Source organism: Veillonella parvula, assembly GCF_042850485.1.
GTDB lineage: Bacteria > Bacillota > Negativicutes > Veillonellales > Veillonellaceae > Veillonella > Veillonella parvula_Q.
In genome coordinates, this window is record NZ_AP031417.1 from 945,070 (window position 1) to 957,744 (window position 12,675).

The following is a 12,675-nucleotide window of genomic DNA, read 5'->3' on the forward strand; positions in this document are numbered from 1 at the left end:
AAATTAATTCTTGTGTGTGTTCTTTTAAGAAGGGTGTGTTTTTGTTATATGTTTGCTATACAAAAAGCGTATTTAGAGGGCTCCTTAGGAAAGGGAAAATGGAGTAATAATATTATCGCCGGATTGGTCGTAGGGGTTGTGGCTCTGCCTCTAGCAATGGCCTTTGCTATTGCTAGTGGAGTTACACCGCAAGCGGGCATTTATACGGCAATCATTGCAGGTATATTTGTATCCTTGTTTGGTGGCTCCCCTGTTCAGATTGCGGGCCCTACAGGGGCATTTATCGTTCTATTGAGCAGTATCGTTGTCAATTATGGCTTTGAAGGTTTACAAATTGCGACCATGATGGCAGGGATTATTCTGGTTTTAATGAGCGTTGCAAAGTTAGGGACAGTCATTCGGTTTATACCGACACCTGTTATTATGGGTTTTACAGCAGGTATTGGTGTTACGATCTGGGTAGGGCAATGGCCATATTTCTTTGGATTTCCACCGTTGCCTTATATGGCTCATTTCCATGAAAAATTATGGGCTATGATTCAGTCCTTACCATACTCTGACTTACCTACATTGGGGATTGCACTCTTAAGCTTAAGTCTACTGTTAGTTTTACCTAAAATCCCATATATTAATAAAGTTCCAGCTCCCATTGTAGCTATGATTGTTGCTACGGTTATTCAAGCTATCTACCAATTTCCTACGGTTTTAACCATTGGTAGTGCATTTGGTGGCATACCTCAAGGTTTGCCAGAATTTTCTGTACCAAAATTGAGTTTTGATAAAATCTTATCCTTAATCGGGCCGGCTTTTACAATTGCCATGCTAGGCGCTATTGAATCCTTATTGTCTGCAGTTGTTGCTGATGGTATGAGTGGCACCAAGCATGAATCTAATACTGAATTATTTGGACAAGGATTAGCTAATATATTTGCGCCATTGTTTGGTGGAATTGCATCAACCGGTGCTATTGCGCGAACTGCTACAAATATTCGTCAAGGTGGTAATTCTCCGGTGGCAGGTATTGTTCATGCCATTACATTAGGTGCCATTCTTTTATTTTTAGCCCCATATGCAGTGTATATTCCGTTGGCATCTATGGCAGCCATATTATTTGTAGTAGCCTACAATATGAGTGATGTACCACGTTTTATACGAATGCTTATTCTCGCACCTCGTCCAGATCAAATAATATTATTGCTTACCTTTTTCCTGACTATTTTTACGGATTTAGTAGTAGCTGTAAATGTAGGTGTAGTACTTGCAGTGTTGCAGTTTATGCGCAAAATGGTTAATACAATTGATGTGCATGAAGCAAGTAGTGCCGAATTATCAGCACAGATTAGGCATGAGATTACAATCCATCCAGAAATAATGGTATACACTGTAGAAGGCCCATTATTCTTTGGTGCTATAAGTGCATTTGATAGAGCGTTAAACTCTATACATAAAGATCCTAAATATTTAATCATTCGTTTTGTAAAAGTACCATTTGTAGATTTAACGGGTTTACGTATTTTACGAGGTATTATTGAAGAACTTCAAAAAAGAGGCATAGAAGTTTTGCTTAGTGATGTGAGTTACGATATACGTAGAGAGATGTATAAATCTGATTTCTTGGATATTCTGGGCCGTCATCATATGTATCGTCAGTTTGAAAGTGCCCTTCATAAGGTTGAACATGATTTAGCTTTAAAAGAGGCAAGAGAGGTATAATAATGACTTGCTTTCTCACTGTAAATACACTATAATATTTCTGTAACTCATCAAGAGTAGTGGAGGGATAGGCCCTGTGAAGCTACAGCAACCATTCCAAGCGGAAAAGGTGCTAATTCCTATGACAAATGTCGTTAGATGGGAGGGTCTCTCATGAGTGCATGAGAGACTTTTTTTCGTATTAGGAGGATAAAATGGCTGAAAAACATATGTTTTTTACTTCTGAATCTGTTACTGAAGGCCATCCAGATAAAATAGCTGACCAAATTTCTGATGCTGTTTTGGATGCGATTATTGAAAAGGATCCAACTGCTCGTGTGGCTTGTGAAACTTTAGTTACTACTGGTTTAGTTCATGTAGTAGGTGAAATTTCTACTCACACATATGTAGATATTCCTCGCATCGTACGTGATACAATTCGTGAAATTGGTTATACTCGTGCAAAATTTGGTTTTGATTGTGATACTTGTGGTGTACTTGTATCCATCGATGAACAATCTGCGGATATCGCCATGGGTGTTGATGAAGCACTTGAATCAAAAGATGGCAATGGTGAAGTGCTTGATAAAATCGGTGCTGGTGACCAAGGTATGATGTTTGGCTATGCATCTAATGAAACACCTGAACTCATGCCTTTGCCAATTTCCTTGGCACATCGTTTATCTCGTCGACTTACAGAAGTTCGTAAGGATGGGACCTTAACTTACTTACGTCCAGACGGTAAGACTCAAGTTACTGTAGAATATGTTGATGGTAAACCTAAGCGCATTGATACAATTGTTATTTCTACGCAACATAGCCCTGAAGTTACCCAAGAACAAATTAAAGCCGATTTGAAGCGTTATGTAATTGACGCAGCGTTGCCTGCTGAATTCGTTGATGAAAATACTAAATACTTCATCAATCCAACTGGTCGTTTCGTAATTGGAGGACCTCATGGAGATGCTGGTTTAACTGGCCGTAAAATTATTGTAGATACATACGGTGGTATGGCCCGTCATGGTGGCGGTGCATTTTCTGGTAAGGATCCATCTAAGGTGGACCGTTCTGCAGCATACGCAGCGCGTTATGTAGCTAAAAATGTTGTAGCAGCAGGTCTTGCTGATAAATGTGAAGTGCAAGTTGCTTATGCAATTGGGGTTGCTCATCCTGTATCTATTTTAGTTGATACTTTTGGTACAGGTCGCATAGAGGAAACAAAAATTCAAGAGCTTGTTAAAAAACATTTCGACCTTCGTCCAGCAGGAATCATTGAAATGCTTGATTTGTTAAAGCCTCATTATCGCAAAACTGCAGCGTATGGTCACTTTGGTAGAACTGATGTGGATTTACCTTGGGAACGTACAGATAAAGCACAAATTCTAAAAGAAGAAGCTGGCTTATAATACAAAAGGTCTTGGTAGAATTTCTACTGAGACCTTTTATAATAAACGAAAGGAAAAAATGTATGCGCGTAGCACAAGTTATAATTAACAGACCGGCCAAACAACTTCATAAACCTTTGAGCTATTTAATGCCTGAAAAGTTTGGTAATGTCTTACCTGGTACGCGCGTACTCATTCCTTTAGGACATAGTCGTGAAGAAGGCATTCTTATTGGTTACGACGAGTTAGTTGAGCCACCAGAGTTCACTTTACGAAATATTGTGCAAGTATTAGATAGCGAACCTTGGTTTACACCGGAAATGATGGATACGGCCCGCCGTCTAAATGAGTATTATTTATTCTCTTATGGCGATGCATTGCGATTGTTTACAGTGAATAAGACATTAAAATCTTACGAGGCACCAAAGGAAGAATGGTTAGTAGTCATGCCAGAATTTTCGGTGGCACAATTTAGTGAACGAAAAAAGAAGCAACGAGAATTAGCAAAATACTTACTTGAAGTGGGCGGAGCATCTAAGGCATTACTACTAGCTAAAGGCTATTCTCGTATGGTCATTAAACAAGTGAGTGAAGCTAAAGGTATTGTCGTTGAAGCTCGTTTTAAAGCCACAAAAACAACATTTGATGAGCTTTTAACAGAAGAAGTTAATATTCCTCTTACTGAAGCTCAACAAGCTGTATATGGACCAATACAAGATGCAATGAATAGCCATGAACATAAAACCTTTTTACTTCATGGTGTCACTGGTAGTGGTAAGACTCAATTATATTTACGTGCTACAGCAAGATGTATTAGTCAGGATAAGACGGCTATTATTTTAGTACCTGAAATTATATTGACTGATCAAATTGTGAAACGATTTGTAGAAACTTTTGGTGACGAAGTCGTAGTATTTCATAGTAAATTGACGGTACAACAACGGAACAATAATTGGGAGCGTTTGCGCCGTAAGGATAGTCACATTATTATTGGCGCTCGTTCTGCCGTATTTGCGCCAGCTGAGGATATCGGCCTTATTGTGGTCGATGAAGAACATGATCCATCTTATAAACAAGAGGATATGGTTCGATATCATGCACGTAACGTGGCATTGTGGCGTGCTGAGGCACATGGTTGTCCCGTTATTTTAGGTTCTGCTACACCATCTGTTACTTCGTACTATAAAGCTAAGCAAGGGGAGTATCATTTACTAGAGTTGCCAAATCGCATTTTTGAGCAATCTATGCCGAAGGTTACTATAGTAGATATGAAGGAAGAAATTCTTCATGGAAATTACTCCGTTTTTTCTGATGCCATGAGTCGCTTAATTCAACATACATTAGATGAGCATAATCAAATGATTATTCTGTTAAATAGACGTGGTTATAATACTTTTGTTATGTGCCGGGATTGTGGGGAAACTATTATGTGTCCTCATTGTGATGTAGCTATGGTTTATCACCAAGCTGGTGAAGAATTGCGTTGTCATTATTGTGAACATCATGAACCAATTCCAACTGTTTGTCCCAAATGTAATAGTAAGAGGATTAAGTTTTTTGGTTCAGGCACACAAAAGGTAGAGGAAGAGTTACGTCGTCACTTTAAATCGGCTCGCATTGCTCGTCTTGATCAAGATGTGACAAAAAATAAGCAATTAGCAGAAGATATTTTACATGACTTTGGAGCTCATAAATATGATATTTTGTTGGGAACACAAATGGTATCTAAAGGTCATGACTTTAAAGATGTAACAGCTGTTGGTATTTTAACAGCCGATTCAGTTTTGAATATTCCTGTTTATACAGCTTCAGAACGAACTTTTGATTTACTTACTCAAACGTCTGGACGTGCCGGTAGGGGTGAAAAACCGGGTAGCGTTGTAATACAAACATATAATCCTTTAAATTATGCTATAATAAAGAGTAAGGCTCATGATTATATAGGCTTTTACAATGAAGAAATTCAAAACCGTAAAGCTTTAGGATATCCTCCATTTCGCGAAATGATTCATATGGTTGTGCGTCATCAAGATATGAAAACATTAGAGTCTATAGCAAATCGTATTGTCGATGACTTGGAGTCTTATAAAGGAAATCAGGATATTTTGATTAATGGTCCTTATGAAGCGCCTATAAAAAAAGTGCGCGATATGTATCGTTTAGCTATTATGATTCGCGGTACAGATTTAACGAATTTGAAAGAATATATATATAACTCATGGATTTTCACGCAAGAAGGACTGCTGATTGACGTGGATCCCGTGTAGTGTAGGAGTATCAATGGCTGTATTAGATGTTGTGAAAGCAGGTCATCCCGTTTTAAAACAAGTGGCGGAACCTGTAGAACATGTTAATAAAAAACTTAGAGCCCTTATCGATGATATGGCTGAAACTATGTATAAGACTGAAGGGGTTGGTCTTGCAGCACCTCAAGTGGCTGTAGCTAAACGTATTATCGTTGTAGATGACCAATCTGGTAGTGGTCTTATTGCGCTAATTAACCCTGAAATCACTCATGCTGAAGGTTCTCAAGTTGGACCTGAAGGATGCTTAAGTGTGCCAGGATATTTCGGAGATGTGGAACGATTTAATAAAGTCACTGTTAAAGGTATTGATCCACATAATAAGAAGGTAACTATAAAAGCTGAAGGTTTTTTGGCGCGTATTTTCCAACATGAAATTGATCACTTGGAAGGTCATTTGTTTATTGAAAAAGCAACTAACTTACGATTAATTACTGATCATCCAGAGGAGAAAGAAATTGTCTGATAATAAACAATTACGCATCGTTTTTATGGGGACACCAGACTTTTCTGTGCCTACCTTAGAGGCTTTGATTCAAGCTGGTCATTCTATTGTCGGTGTGTATTGCCAGCCTGATAAACAAAAAGGGCGTGGTAAACAAGTTCAAATGCCCCCTGTAAAAGTAGCTGCTTTAGAGCATGACTTGCCTGTATATCAACCAGTCACTTTGCGTGATGAACAAGTGAGAGCCGAATTAGAAGCATTACAACCAGATGTAGTGATTGTTATTGCGTATGGTAAAATATTACCTCCTTGGCTTATTCGATTGCCGCAATATGGTTGTATTAATGTTCATGCCTCTATTTTACCTAGTTATAGAGGCGCTGCGCCAATTCATTATGCAATTCTTAATGGAGACTCTAAAACGGGTGTTACCATAATGCATATGGATGATGGCCTTGATACAGGTGATATCATTGACATTGTGGAGATAGATATTTTACCCGGTGAAACGACAGGACAGTTATTTGAACGTATAGCTGTACTGGGGGGTGAAACTATAGTGCCTGTATTAACTCGTTGGGTTAATGGAGAAATTGTGGCTACACCACAAGATGATTCAATGGCTACACATACTACTAAGATTACAAAGGAAATGGGGCAGATCGACTGGTCTAAGCCGGCTAATGAAATTGCAAATCTCATTAGAGGACTTAATCCAGCACCTGGATGTTATACATATCTCGATGGAAAACGTTTAAAAGTATGGTCTGGAGAAGTGGTTCCCAGTGATACGACTCACTGTTTGATAGATGTCCATGGTAAACATGTACCAATTGCTATATCAGCCACAACTGTGCCTGGTACAATCGTATCTAAAATAGCCGGTTTAGGTGTATTTTGTGGTGATGGAAATATAATTCTATTAACAGAAGTCCAACCAGAAAATAAAAAACGCATTTCTGCAATTGATTTTATAAATGGTCATCAAATAAAGGAAGGTATCGTTTTTGGGGACTCAATATAAGCAGTACGAAACGTATCCGTTATACTTGATTTTATCAACTATTACATGTGCTTTGCTCACAGCAGTACTAGCCTTTCTAATGTATATATTAGAACCAGGACTTTTACAATTGCATCCATTTGCATCAATTATAAGTAGTGTAGTTATATCTATACTTATTGCTATTATATGGATTTTGTGCTTATCTTTAATTGTTGCTAGCACAGGTATTATAAGGTTACATCCTATTGTTTTAAGATTAGCCAATCAGTTTATTTATGGATTATTTCCATTAACTTTGGCGATTGGTAAGGTGAGAGGGGTTACTAAGGATCAACTCCGCCAGTCTATGATTGATTTAATCAATCATTTAGTAATGCTAGATATGTATACGGTAGATCCAGAACGTATATTATTATTAACTCCTCACTGTTTACAAGAAAGTTCGTGTGTTCATAAGGTTACACATGATGTATATAATTGTAAGCAGTGTGGGCGATGCCAGGTTGGTAATTTGTTGCAAGTGGCTAAGGACTATGGTTGTCAATTTATAGTTGTCACTGGAGGCACCTTAGCGCGGATGAAGGTAAAGGAAGCACGCCCAAAAGCTATTGTAGCAATAGCTTGCGAACGAGATTTAGCAAGTGGAATGGCTGATGTATTTCCCATCCCAGTTATTGGGGTATTAAATGAACGTCCTAATGGGCCATGTTGTAATACAACAGTCGATTCTGAACGTGTTCGAGCAGTAGTAGAACAATTGATTGGTAGGAATAGTAATGATAGAGGTAAAGACTAATCAACAACAAAATATTCGATTGCTCGCTGTAAAAGCATTGAGTGAAATTAATCGCAATGGTGCTTATGCAAATATAAAGTTGCAAGAGTATTTACAGAAATATCATCTATCCGATTTAGATCGAAGATTCTTTACTGAACTTGTGTATGGGGTCATTCGTAGAAAAAATTACTTGGATGCTATTATTGTTCACTTTGCAAAGCGACCCTTAAAGAAACTATCTTCTATGGTTGTGGAAATCCTTAGACTTGGTATTTATCAAATTATCTATATGGATAAGGTTCCTGAAAGTGCGGCTGTTAACGAATCTGTTAAACTCGCCAAAAAGCTAACTAGAGGTTTATCTGGTTTTGTAAATGCTGTTTTGCGTTCGGTTTTACGTGAAAGTGATAGCATTTCTATCGGTGAACTAGCTAAGTCCGAAGCTGAAGAAATTTCCTTTATCTACAATCAACCATTATGGCTTGTCAACTTATGGATAAAAGAAATGGGAAAAGATAAGACCGTAGATCTTTGTTCTTGGTTTAATGAACAACCTCGTTTGACGGCTCGCATAAATACAGTGAAAGTATCTATTGAGGATTGTTTAAAAGAATTAGAAGATTTAGATTGGATTGTAGAACAGGATACATATATTCCTGAAGTAGTTTATATTGATGGACATCAAGGTCATTTAGAAAAAGCTAAACCTGTTTTAGAAGGTCATATTACTTTTATGGATAAAGCATCTATGTTAGTAGCCCATGTGGTAGATCCTCAACCAGGAGAGCTTATCTTAGACTGTTGTGCTGCACCAGGTGGCAAGTCTATGCATATGGCAAGTCTTATGAATAATACAGGAGCTATTATGAGTTGTGATATTTACGACCATAAATTAGAACTGATTAATCAAAATGCTGAGCGATTAGGTGTATCTATTATTTCTACTAAGCTTCAAGATGGTCGTTATCTTCCTGATAATTGGAAAGAACAATTTGATCGCGTCTTAGTTGATGCTCCTTGTTCTGGTCTAGGTATATTACAAAAGAAATTAGACATGCGTTGGCGTAAAACAGAGTCTTTACTTATTGAGTTGCCGCCGTTACAACTTGAAATATTAGAAAAAGCTTCTGAAATGGTTAAGGTTAATGGATATTTAGTATATTCCACATGTACTATGAATAGTGGTGAAAATGAAGCTGTTCTAAATAAATTCTTGGCAATTCATAAGAACTTTATCATTGATCCTGTATCATATAAAGGGGCACCACAAGCTATAGATGGTATGATTACAACCTATCCACCGCGAGATCATATGGATGGTTTCTTTATGGCTCGCATGAAACGCTTATCATAATATAAGAAATGGAGCACCATGATAGAATTATTGGGTAAGTCTTTAGAAGAATTACAATCTATCTTTAAGACCCATAATATACAAAAGTTTCGAGCGAAACAGTTAATTGACTATATCTATCATAGATATATTTTTGATTTTGAAGACATGACACAATTTCCGAAAGACTTGCGTCAATGGCTAGGTGATAATTGTGTTATTTCTTTACCTACATTAATTACAGAGTCTATTGCCCCTGATGGAAAGACTCGCAAAATACTTGTAGAGATGTCAGATCAAAGTCGTGTGGAAGCAGTTTTGATGGAGCAACACTATGGGTATTCTGTATGTGTTTCCTCTCAAGTGGGGTGTGCTATGGGATGTGTATTCTGTGCTTCTACACAAGGTGGCTTATACAGAGATTTAACAGTCGCTGAGATTATTGGACAAGTTGTCATATTTGGGGCTCTTACTAAAGAGGAAATACACTCTGTTGTCGTTATGGGCGCTGGGGAGCCGTTACAAAATTATGATAATGTATTACAAGCATTACAACTACTACATGATCCTATGATTTGTAATATTAGTTATCGTAAGATGACGATTTCCACTTGTGGTTGGGTTCCTAATATTTATAAATTAGCTGATGAAGGTTTGCCAATAACCTTAGCACTTTCATTACATGCTACAAATAATGAAGTTCGTCGTAGTATTATGCCCGTTGGGGCACGTTATGAATTGACGGAAGTCTTAGATGCGGTAAAATACTATTATAATACGACACAGCGTCGTGTTACCTTTGAGTATATTCTTATAGATTCTGTAAATGCATCTATAGATGATGCTCATGCTTTGGGGAAAATCTGTAAAGATTTCCCAAATTGTCATGTTAACTTGATCCCAGTTAATGGCAATGAACATATTGAATTATATAAACCATCTATTACGAATATGAATACATTTAAAGACATCGTTAGTTCCTATGGCGTATCAGTAACGGTACGAAAGGAAATGGGCGATGCAATCCAAGCCGCATGTGGACAGTTAAAGGCTGCTCATGGTCGGAAAAAGGAGAATCATGAATAATTTTGTTGGTTTAAGTAAAATTGGGCTTGTACGCCAGCGTAACGAGGACCGTTTTTTCATTGATGGCCATATTTGTGCTGTTACTGATGGCATGGGTGGTTATAGCGGTGGTGAAATTGCAAGTACCTATGCTGTAGATGAAATAAAAGAATATTTGTCCTCCCTTGAAACGATAGGTCAACAAGACTTATGTGATGCTATCATTCACGCTAATCAACGTATTGTAAATCGCGTTGCTTGTGAAGAACGACTTGCTGGTATGGGTACTACCGCTGTAGTTACAGCTATAAATGGTAATCAACTTTACTGGGCAAGTGTTGGTGATAGTCGTTTGTATGTATATAGAGATGGTCATTTACGACAAATTACTACGGATCATTCTATGGTACAAGAATTATTAACAGCTGGAGAGATTACAAAGGATGAAATGCTAAATCACCCTCAACGTAATTTATTAACCCGTGCAGTCGGTGTTGATGAAATCTTAGAGGTTGATAGTGGTGTAGAGTCTATTCTTCCCGGTGATCGTATTTTACTTTGCACTGATGGATTAAGTGGCTATGTATCTGATGATGTAATTGCCTCTGCATTACAATCAACGGATGATGATATGTTGGTTATTGAATCATTGATGGAAGCTGTATATGAAGTCGGAGCAGGAGATAATGTGACCATTGTGGTGGGAACAATCTAATCTAGAAATGGAGAAATAATGAGTACTATGAATATAAAAGGCATACTTCTAGATAACCGCTACCGTATTGTTGATAAAATTGGCGTTGGTGGAATGGCTGATGTATACCTTGGAGAAGATACCTTACTAGGTAGACAAGTAGCAATAAAAGTATTGCATGCTAATTTTGCAAATGATGATGAATTTGTGACTCGATTTAAACGAGAAGCACAAGCGGCAGGTAAATTAAATCATCCCAATATTGTAAATATGTATGATGTAGGTTTTGACCAAAATTTACATTACATTGTTATGGAATATGTAGATGGTGAAACCTTAAAAAAATATATAACTCGTCATGGAAGATTGTCTATAGATGAGGCTGTTAAATTTACTATTGCCATAGCTGAAGGCTTAGAACACGCTCATACAATGGGTATTGTTCATTGTGATATAAAACCACATAATGTTATTATTACCAATACGGGGCGCGTTAAAGTAACTGACTTTGGTATTGCTCGTGCAATAAATGCAACTAACACAGTTATGTATACGAATTCGATTTTGGGTTCTGCACACTATTTATCACCAGAGCAAGCTAGTGGTAAACCAGTAGATGGAAATACAGATATCTATTCATTGGGTGTTGTATTGTATGAAATGCTTACAGGTCGTGTACCATTTGAAGGGGAAACGCCAATTGCAGTAGCATTAAAACACGTTCGTGAGAAGGTAGAACCTCCAACTCGATATAATCCATCAATCCCTCCGCTTTTAGAAGCTGTTGTTATGAAGGCATTATCTAAAAATCCTGCAGATCGCTTTGATTCTATCTCTGATATGATCAGTGATTTGCGGTTATCTCAAGGTTTTACAATGGGGAAAACACAACGTCATGAACCATATGATTTTGCTACACAAATGATTCCTGCGGTTGATCCTGAAGCACTTGAAGATCTAAGTGCTATTCAAGAAGAACGTAAAGACGAGGGTAAAAAGAAGAGTATGTTAAGTAAAATTGCATCGATTCCACAAAAATACATCGTTCTAGGTGCTGCTGTCATTTTTTTAGTAGCATTTTTAGGTGCTTTCTTAAGCTACGGAAATTTCTGGAGTAATACAACAGTAGATGTACCTAATGTGGTAGGCAAACAAGTTTCTGTAGCAAAAAATATCTTAGAAGATAAACATTTGCGTGTGTCTACAAGTGAAGTTACGAATCCTGATGTGCCAGCTGGTCAAGTTATTTCTCAAACACCTGGGGCTGGAGAAAAGGTTAAAGAGCAACGGACAATTCACCTTGTAGTTTCTAAAGGTGTAGGCGATATTACGGTGCCAGATTTAACTGATTTAACTGTCGATCAAGCCCGTCAACGACTTAAAGATTTAGGTTTAGTTGTGGGGAAAATAACACAACAATCTGTAGATGGTAAAAAAGATGGTGTAATTATTGCTCAGAGTCCTTCAGGAGATTCTAAAGTGTCTAAAGGGACAACAATTGATCTCGTAGTAAATAAAGCGAAGGCTAAGAAAGTCAAAGTACCTAATCTTGTTGGTATGACATTAAAAGATGCTCGTGATACATTGAGTAATATTCAACTAGGTGTAAACCAAGTATCTGGATCTGTGGAAGAAAAATCTGTGGTTATAGAGCAAAGCATTAAAGCTGGCGACGAAATTGACGAAGGTTCCACATTAAATCTTACGACTGAGTTCAAAGATGATAAAAAGAAATCCGATAAAAAAGAAGGAAACAGTGGTAATAAAACAACTGGTACTATAGATGTTACTGTACCAGCTGGTTCTAAAAATCAAGAACTTAAAATTGTCGTAAAAGATGATGAAGGTTCTGCCGTAATCTATGATGATACGAATAAACCTGGAGATCGTGTTGTTAAAAAAGTGTCTGGTGTAGGTAATGTACGTATTGAGGTGTACCTCAATGGTGCATTAGTGCAAGAAACTGCATTATAA

The 12,675-nt window shown here is 37.5% G+C and carries 10 protein-coding genes and 1 riboswitch; all 10 genes read left to right on the forward strand.

The annotated features are described in order from the left end of the window. Positions 1-48 precede the first annotated feature (48 nt). Positions 49-1,713, forward strand: a complete 1,665-nt coding sequence (locus ACGHIY_RS04190) for a SulP family inorganic anion transporter (RefSeq protein ID WP_390525739.1) — start codon at positions 49-51, stop codon at positions 1,711-1,713. Positions 1,714-1,757: 44 nt separating this feature from the next. Continuing rightward, a riboswitch (SAM riboswitch) is annotated at positions 1,758-1,858 on the forward strand. A 49-nt stretch (positions 1,859-1,907) separates the two neighbouring features. After that, a complete protein-coding gene (gene metK / locus ACGHIY_RS04195) occupies positions 1,908-3,098 on the forward strand; it encodes a methionine adenosyltransferase (protein WP_004695665.1) in 1,191 nt (396 codons plus the stop codon). 62 nt (positions 3,099-3,160) lie between these two features. Then, the gene (priA, locus tag ACGHIY_RS04200) at positions 3,161-5,344 is read left to right on the forward strand and encodes a primosomal protein N' (RefSeq protein WP_390525740.1); all 2,184 of its coding nucleotides are present in this window, start codon (positions 3,161-3,163) and stop codon (positions 5,342-5,344) included. A 13-nt stretch (positions 5,345-5,357) separates the two neighbouring features. Then, positions 5,358-5,846 carry a peptide deformylase gene (def, locus tag ACGHIY_RS04205; RefSeq protein ID WP_004695669.1) on the forward strand — a complete coding sequence of 163 codons (489 nt, stop codon included), beginning with the start codon at positions 5,358-5,360 and terminating at the stop codon, positions 5,844-5,846. After that, positions 5,839-6,849, forward strand: a complete 1,011-nt coding sequence (fmt, locus tag ACGHIY_RS04210; RefSeq protein WP_004695671.1) for a methionyl-tRNA formyltransferase — start codon at positions 5,839-5,841, stop codon at positions 6,847-6,849. The genes def and fmt overlap by 8 nt, the downstream gene beginning before the upstream one ends. After that, entirely contained in the window at positions 6,833-7,627 is a 795-nt protein-coding gene (locus tag ACGHIY_RS04215; RefSeq protein WP_004695673.1) for a DUF116 domain-containing protein, read from the forward strand. Before fmt ends, ACGHIY_RS04215 begins: the two co-directional genes overlap by 17 nt. Then, positions 7,608-8,963, forward strand: a complete 1,356-nt coding sequence (gene rsmB, locus ACGHIY_RS04220) for a 16S rRNA (cytosine(967)-C(5))-methyltransferase RsmB (protein ID WP_004695675.1) — start codon at positions 7,608-7,610, stop codon at positions 8,961-8,963. The genes ACGHIY_RS04215 and rsmB overlap by 20 nt, the downstream gene beginning before the upstream one ends. Before the next feature lie 18 nt (positions 8,964-8,981). Continuing rightward, the gene (rlmN, locus tag ACGHIY_RS04225) at positions 8,982-10,028 is read left to right on the forward strand and encodes a 23S rRNA (adenine(2503)-C(2))-methyltransferase RlmN (protein WP_004695677.1); all 1,047 of its coding nucleotides are present in this window, start codon (positions 8,982-8,984) and stop codon (positions 10,026-10,028) included. Continuing rightward, positions 10,021-10,722: a Stp1/IreP family PP2C-type Ser/Thr phosphatase gene (locus ACGHIY_RS04230; protein ID WP_004697417.1), complete on the forward strand. Its 702-nt coding sequence runs from the start codon at positions 10,021-10,023 to the stop codon at positions 10,720-10,722. Before rlmN ends, ACGHIY_RS04230 begins: the two co-directional genes overlap by 8 nt. 27 nt (positions 10,723-10,749) lie before the next feature. Beyond that, positions 10,750-12,675, forward strand: a complete 1,926-nt coding sequence (pknB, locus tag ACGHIY_RS04235) for a Stk1 family PASTA domain-containing Ser/Thr kinase (protein ID WP_390525767.1) — start codon at positions 10,750-10,752, stop codon at positions 12,673-12,675.